The organism is Acidovorax sp. GW458-11-26-14-TSB4, from assembly GCF_059423865.1.
Genome location: NZ_JBWKYR010000003.1, coordinates 206,073 through 225,509, shown reverse-complemented (window position 1 = coordinate 225,509; position 19,437 = coordinate 206,073). Strand labels below are relative to the sequence as shown.

The 19,437-nt window shown below is 68.9% G+C and carries 20 protein-coding genes; 12 read left to right on the top strand and 8 right to left on the bottom strand.

From position 1 onward, the window contains the following. Window positions 1–14 precede the first annotated feature (14 nt). Entirely contained in the window at window positions 15–866 is an 852-nt protein-coding gene (locus AC07X5_RS09670) for a helix-turn-helix transcriptional regulator (protein WP_494769939.1), read from the top strand. Window positions 867–872: 6 nt separating this feature from the next. Here the strand turns inward: AC07X5_RS09670 and AC07X5_RS09665 are convergent, their stop codons facing one another. Next, window positions 873–1,313, bottom strand: coding sequence for an Lrp/AsnC family transcriptional regulator (locus tag AC07X5_RS09665; protein ID WP_409964208.1), 441 nt, complete (start codon window positions 1,311–1,313; stop codon window positions 873–875). A 132-nt stretch (window positions 1,314–1,445) separates the two neighbouring features. Here AC07X5_RS09665 and AC07X5_RS09660 point away from each other — a divergent pair, with 132 nt between their 5' ends. The 5 genes from AC07X5_RS09660 to alkB all read left to right on the top strand — a co-directional run bounded on the left by AC07X5_RS09660 (window position 1,446) and on the right by alkB (window position 8,151). Then, entirely contained in the window at window positions 1,446–2,351 is a 906-nt protein-coding gene (locus tag AC07X5_RS09660; protein ID WP_494769938.1) for a DMT family transporter, read from the top strand. 338 nt (window positions 2,352–2,689) lie between these two features. After that, complete coding sequence (locus tag AC07X5_RS09655) at window positions 2,690–5,506, top strand: DEAD/DEAH box helicase (protein WP_494769937.1); 2,817 nt, start codon at window positions 2,690–2,692, stop codon at window positions 5,504–5,506. Window positions 5,507–5,645: 139 nt separating this feature from the next. Beyond that, a complete protein-coding gene (ada, locus tag AC07X5_RS09650) occupies window positions 5,646–6,752 on the top strand; it encodes a bifunctional DNA-binding transcriptional regulator/O6-methylguanine-DNA methyltransferase Ada (protein ID WP_494770093.1) in 1,107 nt (368 codons plus the stop codon). Beyond that, window positions 6,749–7,483, top strand: coding sequence for a 2OG-Fe(II) oxygenase (locus AC07X5_RS09645; RefSeq protein ID WP_494769936.1), 735 nt, complete (start codon window positions 6,749–6,751; stop codon window positions 7,481–7,483). Before ada ends, AC07X5_RS09645 begins: the two co-directional genes overlap by 4 nt. Continuing rightward, entirely contained in the window at window positions 7,480–8,151 is a 672-nt protein-coding gene (gene alkB, locus AC07X5_RS09640) for a DNA oxidative demethylase AlkB (protein WP_494769935.1), read from the top strand. The genes AC07X5_RS09645 and alkB overlap by 4 nt, the downstream gene beginning before the upstream one ends. Before the next feature lies 1 nt (window position 8,152). Here the strand turns inward: alkB and AC07X5_RS09635 are convergent, their stop codons facing one another. Further along, complete coding sequence (locus tag AC07X5_RS09635) at window positions 8,153–9,940, bottom strand: DUF3592 domain-containing protein (protein WP_494769934.1); 1,788 nt, start codon at window positions 9,938–9,940, stop codon at window positions 8,153–8,155. Between the two features lie 89 nt (window positions 9,941–10,029). On the opposite strand from AC07X5_RS09635, the gene AC07X5_RS09630 reads away from it, so the two are divergent. Next, the gene (locus tag AC07X5_RS09630) at window positions 10,030–10,521 is read left to right on the top strand and encodes an EVE domain-containing protein (protein WP_494769933.1); all 492 of its coding nucleotides are present in this window, start codon (window positions 10,030–10,032) and stop codon (window positions 10,519–10,521) included. Between the two features lie 367 nt (window positions 10,522–10,888). Here the strand turns inward: AC07X5_RS09630 and AC07X5_RS09625 are convergent, their stop codons facing one another. Continuing rightward, a complete protein-coding gene (locus tag AC07X5_RS09625) occupies window positions 10,889–11,512 on the bottom strand; it encodes an NUDIX domain-containing protein (protein ID WP_409958393.1) in 624 nt (207 codons plus the stop codon). Beyond that, entirely contained in the window at window positions 11,509–11,919 is a 411-nt protein-coding gene (locus tag AC07X5_RS09620) for a DUF4406 domain-containing protein (RefSeq protein WP_494769932.1), read from the bottom strand. Before AC07X5_RS09620 ends, AC07X5_RS09625 begins: the two co-directional genes overlap by 4 nt. Before the next feature lie 69 nt (window positions 11,920–11,988). On the opposite strand from AC07X5_RS09620, the gene AC07X5_RS09615 reads away from it, so the two are divergent. After that, window positions 11,989–12,747 (top strand): DeoR/GlpR family DNA-binding transcription regulator, encoded by a 759-nt coding sequence (locus AC07X5_RS09615; RefSeq protein WP_494769931.1) that lies wholly within the window; start codon window positions 11,989–11,991, stop codon window positions 12,745–12,747. A 71-nt stretch (window positions 12,748–12,818) separates the two neighbouring features. Here the strand turns inward: AC07X5_RS09615 and AC07X5_RS09610 are convergent, their stop codons facing one another. After that, complete coding sequence (locus AC07X5_RS09610) at window positions 12,819–12,998, bottom strand: CsbD family protein (protein ID WP_409958399.1); 180 nt, start codon at window positions 12,996–12,998, stop codon at window positions 12,819–12,821. A 220-nt stretch (window positions 12,999–13,218) separates the two neighbouring features. Continuing rightward, on the bottom strand, window positions 13,219–14,118 hold the full coding sequence (locus AC07X5_RS09605; protein ID WP_494769930.1) for a LysR substrate-binding domain-containing protein: 900 nt from the start codon (window positions 14,116–14,118) through the stop codon (window positions 13,219–13,221). Between the two features lie 159 nt (window positions 14,119–14,277). Between AC07X5_RS09605 and AC07X5_RS09600 the strand changes: the two genes are divergently transcribed. Beyond that, on the top strand, window positions 14,278–15,249 hold the full coding sequence (locus tag AC07X5_RS09600; RefSeq protein WP_494769929.1) for a DMT family transporter: 972 nt from the start codon (window positions 14,278–14,280) through the stop codon (window positions 15,247–15,249). Window positions 15,250–15,261: 12 nt separating this feature from the next. Here the strand turns inward: AC07X5_RS09600 and AC07X5_RS09595 are convergent, their stop codons facing one another. Next, window positions 15,262–15,777, bottom strand: a complete 516-nt coding sequence (locus tag AC07X5_RS09595; protein ID WP_494769928.1) for a MarR family winged helix-turn-helix transcriptional regulator — start codon at window positions 15,775–15,777, stop codon at window positions 15,262–15,264. A 93-nt stretch (window positions 15,778–15,870) separates the two neighbouring features. On the opposite strand from AC07X5_RS09595, the gene AC07X5_RS09590 reads away from it, so the two are divergent. From AC07X5_RS09590 to AC07X5_RS09580, 3 genes are all read left to right on the top strand, one after another. Then, complete coding sequence (locus tag AC07X5_RS09590; protein WP_494769927.1) at window positions 15,871–16,989, top strand: ABC transporter substrate-binding protein; 1,119 nt, start codon at window positions 15,871–15,873, stop codon at window positions 16,987–16,989. Between the two features lie 23 nt (window positions 16,990–17,012). Next, window positions 17,013–17,990, top strand: coding sequence for a Bug family tripartite tricarboxylate transporter substrate binding protein (locus AC07X5_RS09585; protein WP_494769926.1), 978 nt, complete (start codon window positions 17,013–17,015; stop codon window positions 17,988–17,990). 125 nt (window positions 17,991–18,115) lie between these two features. Next, the gene (locus AC07X5_RS09580) at window positions 18,116–18,895 is read left to right on the top strand and encodes a hypothetical protein (RefSeq protein ID WP_494769925.1); all 780 of its coding nucleotides are present in this window, start codon (window positions 18,116–18,118) and stop codon (window positions 18,893–18,895) included. Window positions 18,896–18,909: 14 nt separating this feature from the next. On the opposite strand, the gene AC07X5_RS09575 is transcribed toward AC07X5_RS09580, so the two are convergent. Next, entirely contained in the window at window positions 18,910–19,422 is a 513-nt protein-coding gene (locus tag AC07X5_RS09575; RefSeq protein WP_494769924.1) for a DUF4274 domain-containing protein, read from the bottom strand. Between the last annotated feature and the right edge of the window lie 15 nt (window positions 19,423–19,437).

The window sequence follows — 19,437 nt, the reverse complement described above, 5'->3', positions numbered from 1 at the left end:
CCTACCCCAAGCCCATGAGGCAATGGCTCCCCTCCTCTCCCCCCGCAGTGCAAGGCCAAGGCAGCCGTGCGGTGGCGGGCATGGTGCAGCGCCTGGGCGAGCCCGGCTTTGCCGGCGGTTTGCTGGAGGAACTGGCACCGGTGCTGCCCGCGGCCTCGTGGTCGGTGTACCGTACGGGCCAGCGCTGCAAGCCCACCCTGTTCATGTCCGCCAGCCGGGGCGTGCCCGACACCACGCAGGACTGCTGGTGGGCCTACCTGTCAGGCCCCTACCGCCAGGACCGCACCTGGGGCCGCGCCTTCGAGGACGTGCCTGCCGAACCGCTGACCCGCCTGTGCCACGTGGCGGCCAGCGAGGTCGAGGGCGAGCACCGCGCGCGCGTCTACGAGGCGCATGGTGTGGCCGAGCGCGTCTCGGTGGTCGACTACGAGAGCGACGGCTCGGTCTTCGCCGTCAACTTCTACCGCCACCAGCACCAGGCACCGTTCCGCGATGGCCAGATCAGCGACTTCGAAGGCATGGCGCCGGTGCTGCTCGCCCTGGCACGCAAGCACATCGCGCTGGCGCGCCCGCCATCCCTGCCCGTGGTGCAGGAGCATGCCGGCATGGACGAAGTGCTGCCCGCCATCGCCGCGCTGCCCCAGGGGGTGCCTGCCCTGCGCGAGCGGCTGCTGCGCCTGCAGCCCGACCTGACGGACCGCGAACTCGATGTCTGCGCCCGCGTGCTGCAGGGCATGACGCACGAAGGCATCGCGGCCGACCTGGGCCTGGGGGTGCCCACGGTCAAGACCTACCGCAACCGCGCCTTCGCGCGCATGGGCATCCACTTTCGCAACGAGCTGTTTGCGAAAGTACTGGGCCGCTGATCCAATCTATCCCGGCAGGAAGGGCGGCGGGCGGCGCCGTATCGTCTGCGCCTTCACCACGGCCGTGCTGGTCTCGGCCTTGTCGGCAATGCGGTCGAGCACGCTGTCAAGCTGCTCGATGGAGCGCACGTAAACCCGGGCGATGAAACAGTCGTCGCCCGTCACCTTGTCGCACTCGCAGAACTCGGGCGTGTCGCGTACCAGTTGCTCCACAGCCGCCAGTTGCCCCGGCAGCGGCTTGATGCGCACGATGGCCTGCAGCTGGTAGCCCAGGGCGCGCGGCTCGATGTCGAGCGTGAAGGCGCGGATCACGCCGCGCTCCTCCAGCCGGCGCAGGCGCTCGGACACGCTGGGCGCCGACAGGCCCACCCGCTCTGCCAGTTGCTTGAGCGAGGTGCGGGCATCCGCGTGCAATACGGTAAGAATGGATTGATCGACCAGGTCCATGGAAAACTTCTCCAAACTCAATTCAAGCCTTTGATTGTTAGGATTATTTCTGAATTCGCCTTTCTTCAGCCATTCATCTTGTGGGGCCGTTTTTCTACACTTGCAGCATCTGATGACAAGGGTTGAACGGTAATGGACAAGCAGACAAAAGGCACGCTGGAAATGGGCGGCGCCATGGCGATTTCGGGCACGATAGGCTGGTTCGTCGTGCAGTCGGGCCTGCCGGCGCTCGACGTGGTGTTCTGGCGCTGCGCCTTCGGCGCGGCCACGCTGGCCGGGGTGTGCGCGGCCATGGGGCTGCTGCGCGGGGTGCTGACCTGGCGCCAGGCGGCCTGGGCGGCGCTCGGGGGCGTGGCCATCGTCACCAACTGGCTGCTGCTGTTCGGGGCGTATGCGCATGCCTCCATCTCGATCGCCACGGCGGTCTACAACACCCAGCCCTTCATGCTGGTGGCCTTTGGTGCCCTGCTTTTCGGCGAGCGCATCACTGTCACCAAGCTCGGCTGGCTGGCCCTGGCGTTTGGCGGCATGCTGCTCATCGTGCAGGCCCGGCCGGGCGCCAGCTTTGCGGGCAGCAACTATGCGCTGGGCATAGCCATGGCGCTGGGTGCAGCCTTCTTCTGGGCCGTGGCCTCGGTGATCGCCAAGCGGCTCACGGGTACGCCACCGCACCTGATCGCGCTGGTGCAGGTCTGCGTGGGCGTGCTCATGCTGGCGCCGTTCACCCACTTCGGCGACCTGCCCACGGACGCCCGCACCTGGACGCTGCTGGTCACCGTGGGCGTGGTGCACACCGGCATCATGTACATCCTGCTCTACGGCGCGGTGCAGAAGCTGCCTACCTACCTGCAGGGCGCGCTGTCCTTCATCTACCCGGTGGTCGCGATTGCCGTGGACTTCATCGCCTTCGGCCACCGGCTGCAGCCTGCGCAGTGGCTGGGCGCAGCCGCCATCCTGCTGGCTGCGGCGGCCATGAACCTGCAGGGCAGCCGGCCGCGGGCGACGCCAGAGCCTGCGGCACAGGGCAACCGCTCCTGAGCATTGCGCACAAAATATCAAAAGCAGCCCGCGGCCATGGGCACCATCGGCAGCTCCCATAAAACTTCAAGGAGCGCCTATGGACAACGCACTGCAAAGCACCTGGGAAACCTACGTCGTCTCATGGAAGGCCACCACCGCCGCTGAAAAACAGACCCTGTCCGCCGAGCGTTTCATGAGCCACCACCGGCTCTGCATGGCGCAGTGGAAGATAACAGCGGCACACCGGCGGTGCCGACCTGGAAATCCACGGCCCCGGCTACCAAGTCGGATCGGAAGCATCGGTGATGCACTATGCCGTGCCCGTGCTGGAATAGTCCGGGCACAATCACCGCCCAGTGACACGCCCTGGTGACCCTTTTTCCTCCCCTGCAGAACCCACCCCTCCGCGCTCCGACCGCCAGGCGGTGATCGCCGCCTGGGTGGCCGCCCTGCGCCGCCAGGCCGGTGCCGATGCGCTCAAGGCCCTGCCCCCGCTCACCGACGCCGAGGCCGCGCGCGTGATGGGGCTGATGCGCGGCGATGGCGATCAGGCGCCCACATCCTCCCAACGCCCCGCACTGCCCGCAGGCATTGCCGCCGGCCATTTCCAGCCGCGCATCACCCTCATGACCCTGGGCCGCGGCGATGGGCTGCTGGGCCTCAAGCCCCAGGGCAAGATGGGGCCGCGCGGCGACAGCGTGACCCTGGTGCAGATCGACTGGACCTACCGGCTGGAGGACACGCCCCAGGCCGCCACCGCCTGGCAGGCACCGGCGCCCACCTCCATCCTCAACTCGCGCCCGGCACCGCTCGTGGACCTGTACGACACCGGCGGACCCGTGGTACGCATGCAGCGCGACCTGGCGGCCGAATCGGACGCCATGGACCGGGTCTGGGAGCTGGGCCTGCAGCCCCTGGACACGCGCACCCTGCAGTGGCGCAACCGCGATGCCGGCGCCAGCCTGGGCCCGGTATGGACGCTGGCGCAGGAGGCCTTCTTCGGCGACTTCTGGGCCGAGCAGGTACCGCAGCTTGCGTCCCAGGGCTGGAGCGTGGTGGTACGGCCCGGCTTTGCGCACGAGAGCGTGCCCGTGCAGCGCTGGAAGCTCCTCATCGCCCCCGACACCGGCGAGGTGCTGGGCAAGGAACTGGCGGGCCCCGTGGGACCGCGCGAACGCCCGGTGCAGAAGCTGCAGCTGCCCGCACGCGAGGGCGCCTGGCTGCTCAGCCTGGGCATCGAGATCGATGGCGAGACGCTGGACCTGGCGCCCATGCTGGCCGACCTGCTCAAGCGCGACGCACGCTGGCTCATCGCGCGGCGCATGGCGCGCATCGACGACCTGGAGATCATCTCTCTGCGCGCCCCCGGCGGGCGGCGCATCGACGCGCCCGCCGGCCCACTCAAGGCCATCGTGGGCGCCATGGTGGACCTGATCACCGATCCCGAGCGCAACCAGCGCCAGAACGGCGACCCGCTGCGCCTGGGCGCCTGGGAGCTGCGCCGGCTCGAAGCCCTGCGCGCCGGGCTGGTGCAGGCGCACCGTGTAGACAGCGCCAACGACTGGCAACTGCAGGGCGATGTCGGCCTGTCCCAATTGGCCAAACGCCTCAAGGCCATCGGTACGCCCGAGCCGGTGCCCGCGCCGCAGGGCCTGCAGGTGCAGTTGCGTCCCTACCAATTGGAGGGCCTGGCCTGGCTGCAGTACCTGCGCGCGCAGGGCCTGGGCGGCATCCTGGCCGACGACATGGGGCTCGGGAAGACCGCGCAGGCGCTGGCCCATATCCTGGTGGAAAAGGAGGCCGGGCGCCTCACCCGCCCGGCCCTGGTGGTGCTGCCCACCTCGCTGCTGTTCAATTGGCAGGCCGAGGCCCGGCGCATGGCGCCCGGCCTGCGCGTGCTGGCCCTGCATGGGCCGGACCGGGGCAAGGCGTTTGCCGAAATAGGCGACCACGACCTGGTGATGACCACCTACCCGCTGCTCTGGCGCGATGTGGAGGCGCTGGCGGCGCAGGCGTTCCATCTGCTCATCCTCGACGAAGCCCAGATGGTCAAGAACGCTGGCAGCCGCAGCGCCCGCGCCCTGCGCCGCCTGCAGGCCCCGCACCTGCTGTGCCTGACCGGCACCCCGCTGGAAAACCACCTGGGCGAGCTCTGGGCGCAGTTCGACTTCCTGATGCCCGGCTTTTTGGGCGACGTGCGCAGCTTCAACGCGCGCTGGCGCAAGCCCATCGAGGAAAACGGCGAAACCCTGCGCGCCCAGTTGCTCTCGCAGCGCGTCCGCCCCTTTATCCTACGCCGGCGCAAGCAGGACGTGGCCACCGAGCTGCCCCCGCGCACCGAAGTCATCCAGCATGTGCAGCTGCAGGGCAAGCAGCGTGAGCTGTACGAGGCCGTGCGCACCGCGGTGGACAAGCAGGTGCGCCGCGTGCTGGAGCGCGAGAGCTTTGACGGCGCGCAAATCACCATCCTCGATGCCCTGCTCAAGCTGCGCCAGGTGTGCTGCGACCCGCGCCTGGTCAAGGGCAGCAAGATGGCGGCCACCATGGAACGCGCCAAGCTCGAACTGCTGGCCGACATGCTGCCCGCGCTGGTGGCCGAGGGCCGGCGCGTGCTGGTGTTCTCGCAGTTCACCGAGATGCTGGAGCTGGTGGCCGAGCAATTGCAGGCGCTGGAGCTGCCCTTCCTCGCCCTCACGGGCCAGACACCGCCGGGCCGGCGCGGCGCCGTGGTGCAGCGCTTCCAGGCGCAGGACGAAGCCAGCCCGCCCATCCTGCTCGTGAGCCTCAAGGCCGGCGGGGTGGGCCTGAACCTCACGGCCGCCGACACGGTGGTCCATGTGGACCCGTGGTGGAACCCGGCCGTGGAGGAGCAGGCCACGGCCCGCGCCCACCGCATCGGGCAGGACCAGCCGGTCTTCGTCTACAAGCTGGTGGTGCAAGGCAGCATCGAGGAGCGCATGCTGGAATTGCAGGCACGCAAGGCCGCGCTGGCCCAGGGCGTGCTGGGGCACGACGAGGAAGGCGCCGCGAAGTTCAGCGAGGCCGACCTGGTGGCCCTGCTGGCGCCGCTGTCGGAGCCGCAGAACAACCCGCTGGCGATACCGGGTGAAGATGCCAGGCGCTGGGGTGGCACGGGTCTGCGCAGGCCCCGGCCCTTTGTGCCTGACCCCTGACCGCACCAGGGCGGTCGCCAAAGGTGCAGAATTCAAAAGCAAGCTTCGGGGTGCGTGGAAAGCGGTCCATTTTTACAGTAGGCCATCCCATCCACTTGCGAGGTCTACCATGCACTCCACCGCAACCGCTGACAGCCCCATGCCGTCCACCCGCCCCTCCAAGGCCGCCTTGGCCGCAGCCACCCTGGCCGATCCGCGCTGGGCGGCGGTGCGCATGCGCGATGCCTCGGCCGACGGCCGCTTCTACTACTCGGTGCAGACCACAGGGGTCTACTGCCGGCCGAGCTGCGCGGCCCGGCCGGCGCTGCCCGAGAACGTGCGTTTCCATGACAGCACGCTTGATGCCGAGCGCGCCGGCTTTCGCCCCTGCAAGCGCTGCAAGCCCGGCCAGGCATCGCCCGTGGCGCACCACGCCGCCCTGGTCACCGAGGCCTGCCGCATCATCGAGGCGGCCGACACGCCGCCCACACTGGACGAGTTGGCCACCCGCGTGGGCCTGAGCGCCCACCACTTCCACCGCATCTTCAAGCAGGCGACGGGCCTCACGCCCAAGGCCTATGGCGCCGCCCAGCGCGCACAGCGCGTGCGCAGCGAACTCGCCGCACCCCAGGCCGGCAGCGTGACCGAAGCGATCTTCAACGCGGGCTACAACGCCACCAGCCGCTTCTACGAAGAAGCCGACGGCGTGCTGGGCATGACGCCCACGCGCTACCAGGCCGGGGGCAGGCAGGTCACCATCCGCTTTGCCATCGCGCAGTGCTCGCTGGGCGCGATCCTGGTGGCGCAGAGCGGGCGCGGCGTGTGCGCCATTTTGCTGGGCGACGATGCAGAGGTGCTCGCGCAGGACCTGCAGGACCGCTTTCCCCAGGCCCACCTGGTGGGCGACGACCGCAGTTTCGACGCACTGGTGGCCCGGGTCGTGGCCTTTGTCGAGGCACCGGGCCTGGGCCTGGACCTGCCGCTCGACGTGCAGGGCACGGCCTTCCAGCAGCGCGTGTGGCAGGCGCTGCAGGCCATTCCCGCAGGCGAGACGGCCAGCTATGCCGAGATCGCAGCACGCATCGGATCGCCCACCGCCGCGCGTGCCGTGGCGCAGGCCTGCGCTGCGAATACGCTGGCCGTGGCCATCCCTTGCCACCGCGTGGTGCGCAACGATGGGGCCCTGTCGGGCTACCGCTGGGGCGTGGAGCGCAAGCAGGCCCTGCTGGACCGTGAACACCGCCAGGCCAAGGGGCAGCCTGCATGAATGCCCGTCTTCCTGAACACGCCGCCGACTGGGCTGCACGCGCAGGCGCCATCGACTGGGCGGCCACCACGGAGGGCCTGAACGCCGAGGGCGCAGCCATTCTCCCGGCCCTGCTCAGCCCCGATGAATGCCAGGCGCTCGCGGGCCTGTACCCGGACACGGCCCACTTTCGCAGCCGCGTGGTGATGGCCCGCCACGGCTTCGGCCAGGGCGAGTACCAGTATTTCAGCTACCCGCTGCCGCCCCTCGTGGCCGGGCTGCGTGCGGCGCTCTACCCGCACCTGCGGACCCTGGCCAACCACTGGAACCGGGTGATGGGTGTCGATGTGCAGTACCCTACCGCGCATGCCGATTTCATCGCCCGCTGCCATGCGGCCGGCCAGTTGCGGCCCACGCCGCTGTTGTTGCGGTACCAGGCGGGCGACTACAACTGCCTGCACCAGGACCTGTATGGCGAGCATGTGTTTCCGCTGCAGGTGGCGATATTGCTGTCGGAGCCGGGGCGCGACTTCACGGGCGGCGAGTTCGTGCTGACCGAGCAGCGCCCGCGCATGCAGTCGCGTGCCGAGGTGGTGCCGCTGCGCCAGGGCGATGCGGTGGTGTTTGCCGTGCACCACCGCCCCGTGAACGGCACGCGCGGCCCCTACCGCGTGAACATGCGCCATGGCGTGAGCCGCCTGCGCTCGGGCGTGCGGCACACCGCGGGCATCATCTTCCATGACGCGACATGACACTGAGCCTGTTCAGCCATGATGAAGAAGCCGCGCTGCTGCAACAGCAGGCAGGCACCCGGGAGGCCCTGGCACCCGGGGCGGTGCTGCTGCGCGGCTTCGCGCTCGATGTGGCACCGGCGCTGCTGCAGGCCGTGGACGGCATCACCGGCCATGCGCCTTTCCGCCACCTGGAAACACCCGGCGGCCAGCGCATGTCGGTGGCCATGACCAACAGCGGCCTGCTGGGCTGGATCTCCGACCGCAGCGGCTACCGCTATGGCCGGGCCGATCCACTCACGGGCCGGCCCTGGCCGCCGCTGCCCGCCGTCTTCGCCACCCTGGCGCACGATGCGGCCGAGGCCGCGGGCTTTGCCGGGTTTGCGCCCGATGCCTGCCTGATCAACCGCTATGCGCCCGGCGCCCGCCTGTCGCTGCACCAGGACAGGGACGAGCGCGACCACGGGCACCCCATCGTGTCGGTGTCGCTGGGCATTCCCGCCGTGTTCCTGTTCGGTGGCAATGCGCGTGCGGACAAGGCGCAGCGCGTGCCCCTGGTCCATGGCGACGTGGTGGTCTGGGGCGGGCCGGCGCGGCTGCGCTACCACGGCGTGATGCCGCTGGCCGAGGCGGAGCACCCGCTGACGGGCGCTTTTCGCATCAACCTTACCTTTCGCAAAGCCGGATAGCTCAACCGGGTAGGGAACCCTTGGCGTAGCCCGTCTGCCGGCACAGCGACGAAAGCAATTGCTGCGCCGCGGCCCTGCCGCGCAGGCTGTCGGCCACGGTGATGGCCTTGCCGCTGGTCAGCGCGGCCTGCAGGCGGTAGTAGGTTTCCTTGTTGCCACCGGTGGTGGTGGAGTAGCTCTCCTTGAGCTCCAGGCGCGCCACCTCACTCGCCGTGGCCGCACTCTGAAAACGCACCAGGCCGAACAGGCGCCGCTCGGCACGGATGCCCTGGCGGTCCAACTGTACGGTGAGGCTGTTGCCCAGTCCGTAGAGGGCGCCCAGCACCACCAGCCAGCCGATGCCGCCGAAGATCAGGGTGAAGGGCAGCGGTGCATCGCTGTTCCGCATCAGCACACCCGCCCCCGTGAAGGCGGTGCCGAACACGAGCAGCGCCAACATGGTCTTCCAGCGCCTGCCGTAGGGAAAATACAGCCGCACCCCGCCGGGCACCTGCTCCATGTCGGACACGTCGGCCTCATCCCCGGCCGGGGCCACCTCGCCCAGCTGCGGGTGCTGGGCCGCGTCGTGCTGCAGCCAGGCGGACTTCTGGTTCGTGATGTACACGGGCACGTCGAAGCGGCGTTCAAAGCCCGGCGCCCGGTTGTCGCCCGAGCTGCCGGGCACGCTTTGGAGCAGCAGCTCCCAGCGGTGGTACTCGCTGCCCGGGTCTTCCGATGCGGGCAGGTGGGCCGGCACGTCAAACCGCGCCGCCAGCCGCACGCCCTCGCCACGCGCCTCCACCTGCGCGAGGCCGCGCACCTGCCACAGCGTGCGGCTTTCATAGCTGGTCTTGCCGCCCGAGCGGGTGCGGGTGTGCTCCACGCACTTCAGGGTGGCCAGAAAACGCAGGCCGGAACTGTAGGCAACGGGCAGTTCCAGGGTGCCACCGAAATGCCCGCCGATGGAACCCGGAAACGGATCGAGCACCAGCCGGACATCGCCGTAGCGCCGTGCCTGGACCGCACTGCGCAAGGCCCAGGCCAGCAGCACCAGCCCGACCAGCGGGATCAGCACAAGGATGCCCGCGGCCAGGTGGTCGCCCCGGGCCAGGGCGCGCGGCACCACGGAGAAGGCCATGGGCAAGGCCACCAGGTTCCAGACGGCGGCCATGGCCCAGCCCACCCACAGCCCGATGCGCTGGTGGGCCCGGATGCGGTTGTCCTTCCACGCGGCCCGGCTCTCCCAGGGGCGTGCCTCCCACGCCGGCCCCGAGGTGGGGGCACCCGGGGTCAGCGCAAACCGGAAACGCAGGGCAAAGATGATGATGCCCAGCCCGGCACCGCCGAAGACCAGCGCAAACACCAGCTTGAAGGCCAGCAGCCCGGTCCGCAGGCTCCGGTCGAGCACCGCCTCGCTGGGGTCGCCGGGATTCACCCAGGCCTGCACCGGCGTGCCGGTGCGCTGTGCCGCCTCCAGCCGGGCGCCCAGCTCCTGGTGGAACTCGCCCACGTTGTCGCTGCCCGAGTTGATGGCCACGCGGCGCCCCGTGTACTCCTGGCCCGCCACGCGGTAGCGGTACTCGGCCTTCACGCTGTAGGTGGTGGATTTGCTGCCGCGGCTGGCGACCGTTTCGGCCGAGACCAGTGTGGCCTGCACCGGCTGCCAGCCCTGCATGGTGGTCCAGTCGTACAGGGTGGGCAGCACGCTCAGCAGCAGCAGGCCCAGGCCCACGGCCGCAAACGGCGTGCCGAACAGCACCAGCACCCAGGGGCCGGGACCGTTGCTCTTGCTCTTGGATTCTTCAGCCATGGCATGTGGCGCCGCCGCCCCAGAGGGCTGCCGCGCACTTCCCCCTCACATCTTTTGCGGTCGAACAGGCTCTTTGCCAGAATGGTGCCATGACATCCCCCTCCGACGCCACCCCCCGCCACTGGCTCATGAAGTCCGAGCCCGAGGAATGCTCCATCGACGACGCCCTGGCCGCCCCCCAAGCCACCGTACCCTGGACCGGCGTGCGCAACTACCAGGCGCGCAATTTCATGCGCGACGGCATGCGGGTGGGCGACGGCGTGCTGTTCTACCACTCCAGCTGCGCCGAGCCCGGCATCGTCGGCATTGCGCGCGTGGCTTCGGGCACGCGGGCCGACCCCACGCAGTTCGACCCCACCTCGCCCTACCACGACCCCAAGTCGCCGCCCGATGCGCCGCGCTGGCTGCTGCTCGATGTGCAGGCCCTGCGCAAGACGCGCTTGCTGGGCCTGCCCGAGTTGCGCCAGCACCCGGAGCTTGCGGATCTGCGTGTGCTGCAAAAGGGCAGCCGACTGTCCATCACGCCGGTTGACGAAGCGCATTGGGACCGGATCATGGCCCTGCTGGATTCCAAGGCCTGAGCGCTGCGCCCCCGGCAAGCCCGCAGCCGCCCTGCGTGACGCGGCGGGCCTGGTGGTGCTCAACGGCGCGCGCAGCGATTGCGCCTGGCACAAGGACGCCGCCTCGCCCGTGCCCGGACTGATCCCCATGGCCCGCATGCCCGTGGCCTTTCGCAACGACGGGGTGCACAACAGCAACGACAGCTTCTTCTGGCGAGCCGCTGCGGCTGATCCGACCCTAAAAGGCAACGCTGAACAAGTCCCTTGCGCGCCGCGCGCCCCGCTTGGGCGGTCTGCGGCGTTACGATTGCTCGCCATAGCACGGGCTATGGCTGCGCTTTGCGCCTGGCAGCCCATCCCAAATCAGGACACGCGCCATCGCGAAGACTTATTCAGCGTGGCCTTCATTCGCCATCAAGGCCACGTGCTGGAGCAGCATGATGGTCTTGCCATCCTGGATGCGACCCGAGGCAATGCCCGCCAGCGCCTCGGCCAGGGGCATCTCGATGACCTCGATGTCCTCGCCCTCTTCCACCAGCCCGCCGCCCGCGCGCACACGGTCACCGGGCGCGTACTCGGCGATGAAGAAGTGCAGCTTCTCGGTCACCGAGCCCGGGCTCATCCAGGCCTCGAACAGCTTGCGCGGCGCGCGGATGCGGTAGCCGGTTTCCTCCTCGGCCTCGCGGCGGATGCAGGCCTCGGGATCATCGCCATCGAGCAGGCCGGCGCAGGCCTCGATCAACTGGCCATCGGGTGAGCCGTTGAGGAAGGCCGGCAGGCGGAACTGGCGTGTCAGTACCACGGTGCGGCGCACAGGGTCCCACAGCAGCAGCACGGCGCCGTTGCCGCGGTCATAGGCTTCGCGGCTCAATCGCTGCCATTCGCCGTCGCGGCGGCGCAGTTCGAAGCTGATCTTGCGCAGGGTGTACCAGCTGTCGGACAGAACTTCGGCATCGAGCAGCCGGACGTTGTCTGCATCGCCTGGCAATGGCGCGGCTTCGGGGCGCTTCATGGCGCCACCGCTTCTTCGGCCGTGGCGCGCATGGGCAGTTCGTCGACGTGGTGATAGACCGGCAAACCCAGGGCCTGCGCCCGGGCGACGTCCCTGTCGGCACCGCGCGATGCGCCGGGCAGGCGCAGCACCGCGTCACAGCGGCTCAGTAGCCGTTCTGCCACCGGGTACTGGTAGGCATGGAACACGGCATCCCCGTGCGTGCGCCCACCGGCCGCGTGGATGATGGGCAGCGCCAGCCACTCGCCCAGCATGGGCAGGTGCCCGCGCTGGTAGATGGGCAGCGCGGCGGCCTCCAGCCGTGCGCGGTTGGCGGCAATGTGCTCAGGGTCGCCATCGGTGCCCGAAAGGTAGGGGCCGGCGATGAGAACGAGCAAGGGGCGGTCTTCCGCTGAGGGATGGGGCATGGAATTCTCCAAAGGTGCATTCGTGCAGTATCATGCATTTTCAATGAATTTCATGCAATCGACCCGGCCATGCTCACCACCCAACGCAAGCAGTTCATCCTCCAGCGCCTGGCACAGCAAGGCCAAGTCGTGGCCAAGGGGCTCAGCGACGAATGGGGTGTCTCCGAGGACACGGTGCGGCGCGACCTGCGCGAGCTGGCGGCCGAGGGCAAGCTGCAGCGCGTGCACGGAGGCGCCCTGCCCGCCTCGGCCGCGGTGGGCGACCTGCAGGTACGCCAGGCGCTCGCGCCCGACGAGAAGCGCCTGCTGGGGCGCGCTGGGGCTGCGCTGGTGCGGCCCGGGCAGGTGGTCATCCTGGATGGCGGCACCACTTCGCTGCAGGTGGTGCAGCACCTGCCACCGGACCTGCGCGCCACGGTGGTGACCCACAGCCCGGTGGTGGCCACGGCATTGGCCGGGCATGCGCAGATCGAGGTGCTGACGCTGGGCGGGCGCCTGTACCGGCACTCCATGGTGAACGTGGGCGCCAGCGTGATCGAGGCTGCCGAGCGCCTGCGCGCCGATCTGTTTTTGATGGGTGTGACGGGCGTGCACGCCGAAGCCGGGCTCACGACCGGGGACTTCGAGGAGGCCGCCGTCAAGCGCGCACTGCACCAGCGCTCGGCCGAAACCGTGGTGCTGGCATCCGCCGACAAGCTCGGCGCAGCCTCGCCCTTCACCGTGGCACCAATCAAGGAACTGGCCACGCTGGTGGTGCCGGCCACGGCGCCCCAGCGCGCGCAGAAGGACTTGCGCGCCACTGGCGTGAACTTGGTCCTCGCCGAATAGGACAAACAGGAAAGCCCCGGGCATCGCTGCCTGCGGGGCTTTGGTGCGGCAAGCGGGCGAGCCCGCCAGCGTCACTTCACGGCGTCTTTGACCGCTTCCTTGGCGTCGCCATAGTTTTTCTGAATGCCGCCTTCAACCTGCTTGGCGGCACCCTTGGCCTGCTGCTCGGGGCTGTTGATCACCTCGCCGGCCTTTTGCTGAACCTTGCCAGCAGCTTGTTTGACGGCGCCCTTGACTTGATCGGTGTTCATATCGGTTCCTTTGGTTGGTGAAGCAGAGCAGGATTGCTTTGCATGGACTCAAGGTTACGCGGGCAGTTGACCACCGCACGCGGGCCAACACCGTGGAAAGCCGTCAGCCCCCGCCTACACCCGGAACCTGCCTCACGCCATGGCTACCGATGAGGCAGCCGAAAGCCTCGCCCAAGACCATCCCGACGGCAGCGAGCGAGCCACCGGGGAACACGCTGCATCATGGATGCCTGGCACCGCTGCGCCGCAAATGTCCAACCAGCGCAGACGCGAAACCCGAGAGTTCGATCCCCTTGCGCACGCAGATCTGCAGGTCGCGCTGGGCCCAGGTCTCGTCCATCTCCACCACCACCGGCAGATCGCCCACACCCGCCAGCTTGACGGCGCTGCGCGGCACCAGGCCGATACCTACCCCGGCGCCCACCATGCGGCAGACGGCCTCGAAGCTGCGCACCTGGATGCGCACGTCCAGGTGCCGGCCCAGGGCCGCAGCCGCATTCATGGTGAAGGTGTGGATGGCAGAACCCGCGTGCAGCATCACGAAGGCATGCTCCAGCACCTCGGCGAAACCCACCTGGGCGCGGCCCGACAGGGCATGGCCGTTGGGCACGATCAACACCAGGCGGTCCTGCCGGTACGGGGCCAGCTCCACGCCAGCGCTGCTGCCGCTGTCGGCCAGCACGCCGACCTCGATCTCGCCGCTGGCCACCGCCACCACGATCTCGGCGCTGGTGCGCTCCTCCAGCGTCACGCTGACCTGGGGGTACTGCTTGAGGAAGCCGGCCAGGTCGTCGGGCAGGAAGGTGTGCGTGGCATGCGTATTGGCCCACAGGCTCACATGGCCGCGGATGCCGGTGGCAAAGGGCGACAGGTTGGCGTGCATCTGCTCCAGGCTGGCCAGTACTTGGCGCGCATTGCGCAGCAGCGCCTCGCCCGCCCGGGTGAGCTGCACACCGCGGGTCTGGCGTTCGAACAATGTGGTGTGGAGCGCATCCTCCAGCCGGCGCAGCCGGTGGCTGGCCGATGAGGGCGCCAGGCAGGCCCGGGCGGCGCCGCGCGTGAGGTTGCGCTCTTCGGCAATGGCGACGAACAGGCGCAGGTCGGTCAGGTCGTAGTTCATGCAGTTAGGCCCCATCGTTCGTCCATGGCGAAGGCATGCTTGCGGGAATAGCAATTGTGCCCTGCAACATTCTAGGGCAACATCGCTCCCATTGATTCATTCCATATCGCATGCACACATACCGTTCGCGGAAGCCGCATGCAGCTAACCCACGCTCCCATGTCCTCCTGGAAACACTGGCCCGCTGAACGCATCGGCATCGTCCTGGCCGTTCTCGCCGCCCTGGGCTTTTCGTTCAAGGCCATCTTCGTCAAGCTGGCCTATGCCGTGCCCCAGGCCACGCCGGTCGATTCGGTCACCCTGCTGGCGCTGCGCATGGCGTTTTCGCTGCCGGTGTTCGCCTGGGTCGGCTGGCGCGCCAGCCGCAGCCTGGCGCCGCTGACCCGGCGCGACTGGGCGCTGGTCACCGCCCTGGGCCTGCTCGGCTACTACGGTGCGAGCATTCTCGACTTCATCGGGCTGCAGTACATCAGTGCCAGCCTGGAGCGGCTGATTTTGTTCATGTACCCCACGCTCACCATCGTGATCGGGGTGATCTTCATGGGCAAGCGCGCGTCCAGGCGCGAAATCGGCTCGCTGCTGCTGTCTTACGCCGGCATCGGCCTGGCCTTTGCACACGACCTGCATGTGGCCGGCGATGCCCGGGCCGTGCTCATCGGCGCGGGCTTTGTTTTCGGCTCGGCGGTGTCGTATGCCTTCTACCAGGCGGGCAGCGAAACGGCCATCCGCACCCTGGGCGCGGCGCGCTTCACCGCCCTGGCCATGCTGGTGTCCACCGTGGCGACGCTGGCGCACTTCACAGTCACGCAGCCGGTGGCGGCGCTGGCGCAACCCGCGCCGGTGTACCTGCATGCCCTGGGCATGGCGATCTTCTCCACCGTGCTGCCGGTGTTCATGACCTCCGCCGCCATCCGCCGCATCGGCGCCGCCCGCACCGCGCTGATCGGCAACCTCGGGCCCATGCTGACCATCTTCTTCGGCTGCTGGCTGCTGAACGAGCCGCTGTCCTGGTGGCAGATGGCGGGCGCCGGGCTGGTGCTGGCCGGGGTGCTGCTGATCAGCAAGCGCAGCAAGCCGGCAGAGCCTGCCGCCGTGGTACCTGCCGGGCTGGCGGCGGGCAAGGCGGGCTGACGCCTACCACCGCTATGCCATGCCGTCGTCAGGGCTGCGCCGTCCGCGCTGGCGGTCCGCCCCCACGTCCAGCACGATGGAGCCGTTCACCGCTTCGGCATGGCGCGTAAGGACCGACAGGATCTGGTCCAGCGCCTGGACCTGCCCCGCATCGAGCACCGACACCACGCCCCGGTTGATGTCCGCGATCTGCGGGAACAGCTCCTGGTGCAGTGCCACGCCTTCGCGGGTGGCGGCGATGAGGGCGAAGCGGCGGTCGCCGTCCTGTACCTCGCGGCGCACCAGCCGCTTCCTGGCCAGCGCCGCGATGACGCGCGAGGCGCGCGCCGGATCGAGGTGCGCCAGCTCGCTCAGCCGCGAAGGCGATACCGGCCCGCCATCAACCACCAGGCACAGCAGCCGGAACTCGCGCCGCGTCACGCCATAGCGCCCTTCGCACAGGCGCACCACCGGCGCGCCGGCCAGTGCGTACAGCCGCTGCAGCCGGTAGTTCACGAAATCGTCCGGTACACGGGGATTGCGCAACATTCGCAATGTCTCCTCTTTTCTTCATTAGATGAACCATTGGCGCAGGCCTAAGAATTCTTCGCAAAGAGTTCCCTATGCCACTGGAGACAGCCTGTGCTTTTGTTCGTTCGCGCCTTCATCTTATATGCGGCCCTGCAGGCAGCCGCCGCCCATGCCCAGATCGTCATCGCCCAGGTCTCGCCCACCAAGGGGCCATTGGCCGTCACGGCCGTGGGCAACTACGAGGGGGCGATGGCGTATTTCAACGCCGTGAATGCCAAGGGCGGTGTGAACGGACAGAAGATCCGCTTCGTGCACGAGGATGACCAGTACAAGCCCGAAGATACCGTGCGCCTGGTCGAGACCATCGCAGCGCGGGACAGACCGCTGGCCTTCATCAACCTGTTCGGCTCCGCCAACGTGCTGGCCCTGCAGTCGAGCAAGGTGCTCGAGCGCGTCAAGATCCCGGCCATCGGCGCCACACCGGGGGCCGAAGCCATGCGCAGCCCCGGCAGCCCCTGGATCTTCCATGTGGCCGCGGGCGACCGCGCGCAGATCCGCCATATCCTGCAGCACCTGTCCACGCTGGGCATCCGCAAGGTCTCGGTCGCCCATCAGGACAATCCCATGGGCAAGAGCGGCCTGGGCCACTTCAATGAAGCGGCTGCAGAACTCAAGCTCGACGTGGTCGGCCGCGTGCCGGTGCCGCCCGTCGGCGAGCAGCTCGCCGCCACGGCCCAGGCCTTGCAGGCGACGGGCGCGCAGGCCTATGTGATGGTGCTGGTGCGCAACAGCGGCGCCGCGCTGGTGCGCGACGTGCGCGCGGCCGCCGACCGCACGCCGATCTACGGCATGTCCTACGTGCCGGCCGAGGCCATCATGGAAAAGACGCCGCTGGAGTCGGCCATCGGCGTGGGTGTGGCCCAGGTGCTGCCCAACGCCTCGGCCGACAAGACCCGGCTCACGCGGGACTTCCGGGCGGCGATGCGCACCTCCTACCCGAAATCCGAGCCGTCCAACCCCCACCTCACCGGCTATGTGGCCGCCCAGGTGGCGGTGGAGGCGATCCACCGCGCCGGCGCATCCCCCACGCCCGAGAAGGTCACGGCCGCACTGCGCCAGCTGCGCATGGACCTGGGCGGCCTGCCGCTGGATTTCACCAATGGCCAGAATATCGGCACGCAGTGGGTGGACATCGGTGTCGTGAACCGCCGCGGCCAGGTGATGTACTGAGTATCGACAAGGAGCAAGTTTTCATGGGCATTTTCACCAAGACGATCCGCAGCGCCGGTGCCATCGGCCTTTTCGCACTGGCGCCTGTCGCCGCACTCGCCCAGGCCTGGCCCGCGGGCCCCGTGCGCCTTTTCGTGGGCTCGCCGCCCGGCGCCCCTTCGGACATCACGGCGCGGCTGTTCGCCGACCAGTTGGGCAAACTGGTCAAGCAGCCCGTGGTCGTGGACAACCGCCCCGGCGCCGGCAACAACCTGGCCGCCATGGCGGCCGCCAAGGCCGAGCCCGATGGCGCCACACTGGTCCTGAGCCCAGACACAGTGCTCACGGTCAACCCGCACATCTACAAGAACCGTGATTTCGATCCCAAGACCGACCTGGTGAACGTCTCCATCATCGGCAGCTTCTCGCAGATGCTGGTGTGCCACCCTTCGGTGGGCGTGAAGACCGTGGGCGAGCTGGTCGCCAAGAGCAAGACCGAGCGCACCCTGTATGGCTCCGGCGGCCCGGGCGTGCCGGGCCACCTGGCGACCGAGATGTTCCTGGATGCGGCCAAGACGCGCATGGAGCACATTCCCTACCGCGGCCCCGCACCCGCCACGCAGGCCGTGCTGGCCGGTGAGGTGCAGTGCGGCTTCCTGGCCACGCCCACGGTGCTGCCGCATGTGCGCGCCGGCAAGCTCACCGCACTGGCCGTGTCCTCCGCCACACCGTCGCCGCTGGCGCCCGAGGTACCCACGCTGGCCCAGGCCCTGCAGCAGCCCGGCCTGGACGTGAGCTTCCGCCTGGTGCTGCAGGCGCCCAAGGCCACGCCGACCGCCGTGATCGCCGAACTGGCCAAGCGGGCGCAGGAGGTGATGAAGCTGCCGGACGTGCGCAGCAAGCTGCAGAACAGCGACGTGACGGCCCTGGGCACCACCAGCGCGCAGGCGCAGGCCACGCTGAACCAGGAGATGGTGCGCTGGGAGCCGGTGGTGAAGCGGCTGGGGTTGACGGCGGATTGAGAATCGGGTGCAGCAGCTGCCCCCACTATGGATTGCAAATCCGGTTAGGCGAGTAAGGCCCCGGCCTACATGGTGGCTGCAGCGCCGCGCCTAGGATGGGTGTCCCCATCCTGCCCAGGCCCCGCATGCGCAATCTGCTCGACTTCACCTCCTGGTCCACCCTGGCTACCACGCTCATGGGCCTGCTGGTGGCCACCCTGGTCATGGTAGGCACGCGGCTGGTCTTCATGCAGACCATCCAGAAGCGCCGCGAGCGCGAGAACCGGCAGATCAACGAACGCCTCAAGACCCTGATCGCTGCCTACAAGACGCTGGGCGGCTCTTTCACGGGGCAATTGCAGGTGCACCCCACGCACATGCGCGACCTGCGGCGCCAGCAGGTGCATGACAGCGCCGTCCAGATGGCCATGGAGGACGGGCCGCGGGAAGCCGATGCGCCCTCTGCCCTGCCCTCCCCGGCACTGACCAGCACCGAACGCCAGCGCCGCATGCGCGATGCGGTGGAAGCAGCCCTGTCCGACGTGATCCTGCTCGGCACCGAGGAGCAGGTGGAACTGGCCGCCAAGGCCGCGCAGGACATGGTGGCCGGACGCAGCATCGAGACGGCGCAGTTGGTGGTGTCGCTGCGCCACTTCATCCGCTCGGCGCTGGACCTGGAGCCCATTCCAGCTTCCGTGGCCATCCCCAACCAGGGGCCGCTGCGCCCGGCCGGCAGCAGTGGCGGAGGTGCAGCCGGCAAGCGGGCGGCCGGAGCGGCTGTCAACGCCGGGGCTGCTGGTGGACGCGGGAGTGGCGGCGGCGGTGGCAGCGCTGGCGGCGCGGGCATGGGTGGCGTGGCCATGGGCGCGGGGCTGGGCTCGCACGGCACGGACACCGAGGTATCCGACGGTACGGTGGTCCGCTGACCCGTGGGAGAAGCTCAGCCCTCGCCGTCCTCGAGCAGCGCGTAGATCGCCACCGCCACATCCATGGGCAACCCGTCGTCGAAGCCGTCTGGGTCCAGATCGACCAACCCGCTGCCGTTGACTGGCTCCAGCATGAGGGCAGGCACGGGCCGCACCAACGGCACATTGGGGTAGTCGTCGGGCCGGCCACCTTCTGAGGTGTGGGGATCGAACCAGATATTGCCGGTGCGGTAGAAGCCTGCCGCATAGCGCTCCTCGATGAGGCGCAGCAGGGTGAAGGTGTCAGGGCTCAGGGCCCGCTCCGCCGAGGTGAACTGCACATGCCAGGCGGCGCCCAGGTACCAGTAGATCAGCAGCGCCGTGCCCCGGTCCAGGGTGGGCTGGTCCACCAGCCATTGGAGCGACGGGAGGTTGTCGCCGTAGTTGGAGCGCGCGGCAAAGACGTGCCAGGCAGCGGGAGAGGCGTCGGCCAGGTAGGCCTGCACCAATGCCCGGATGCGGGCTTCGATGTCGTTTTCAGAGTTCATGTCTAGTGGACAAGA

Coding starts and splice junctions, on each gene's coding strand:
- ada (WP_494770093.1), top strand. CDS start 5,646: ATGCCGTCCACCCGCCCCTCCAAGGCCGCCTTGGCCGCAGCCACCCTG.
- AC07X5_RS09635 (WP_494769934.1), bottom strand. CDS start 9,940: ATGGCTGAAGAATCCAAGAGCAAGAGCAACGGTCCCGGCCCCTGGGTG.
- AC07X5_RS09595 (WP_494769928.1), bottom strand. CDS start 15,777: ATGTTGCGCAATCCCCGTGTACCGGACGATTTCGTGAACTACCGGCTG.
- AC07X5_RS09665 (WP_409964208.1), bottom strand. CDS start 1,313: ATGGACCTGGTCGATCAATCCATTCTTACCGTATTGCACGCGGATGCC.
- AC07X5_RS09660 (WP_494769938.1), top strand. CDS start 1,446: ATGGACAAGCAGACAAAAGGCACGCTGGAAATGGGCGGCGCCATGGCG.
- AC07X5_RS09575 (WP_494769924.1), bottom strand. CDS start 19,422: ATGAACTCTGAAAACGACATCGAAGCCCGCATCCGGGCATTGGTGCAG.
- AC07X5_RS09630 (WP_494769933.1), top strand. CDS start 10,030: ATGACATCCCCCTCCGACGCCACCCCCCGCCACTGGCTCATGAAGTCC.
- AC07X5_RS09600 (WP_494769929.1), top strand. CDS start 14,278: ATGTCCTCCTGGAAACACTGGCCCGCTGAACGCATCGGCATCGTCCTG.
- AC07X5_RS09670 (WP_494769939.1), top strand. CDS start 15: ATGAGGCAATGGCTCCCCTCCTCTCCCCCCGCAGTGCAAGGCCAAGGC.
- AC07X5_RS09620 (WP_494769932.1), bottom strand. CDS start 11,919: ATGCCCCATCCCTCAGCGGAAGACCGCCCCTTGCTCGTTCTCATCGCC.
- AC07X5_RS09645 (WP_494769936.1), top strand. CDS start 6,749: ATGAATGCCCGTCTTCCTGAACACGCCGCCGACTGGGCTGCACGCGCA.
- AC07X5_RS09625 (WP_409958393.1), bottom strand. CDS start 11,512: ATGAAGCGCCCCGAAGCCGCGCCATTGCCAGGCGATGCAGACAACGTC.
- AC07X5_RS09585 (WP_494769926.1), top strand. CDS start 17,013: ATGGGCATTTTCACCAAGACGATCCGCAGCGCCGGTGCCATCGGCCTT.
- AC07X5_RS09580 (WP_494769925.1), top strand. CDS start 18,116: ATGCGCAATCTGCTCGACTTCACCTCCTGGTCCACCCTGGCTACCACG.
- AC07X5_RS09615 (WP_494769931.1), top strand. CDS start 11,989: ATGCTCACCACCCAACGCAAGCAGTTCATCCTCCAGCGCCTGGCACAG.
- AC07X5_RS09605 (WP_494769930.1), bottom strand. CDS start 14,118: ATGAACTACGACCTGACCGACCTGCGCCTGTTCGTCGCCATTGCCGAA.
- AC07X5_RS09610 (WP_409958399.1), bottom strand. CDS start 12,998: ATGAACACCGATCAAGTCAAGGGCGCCGTCAAACAAGCTGCTGGCAAG.
- alkB (WP_494769935.1), top strand. CDS start 7,480: ATGACACTGAGCCTGTTCAGCCATGATGAAGAAGCCGCGCTGCTGCAA.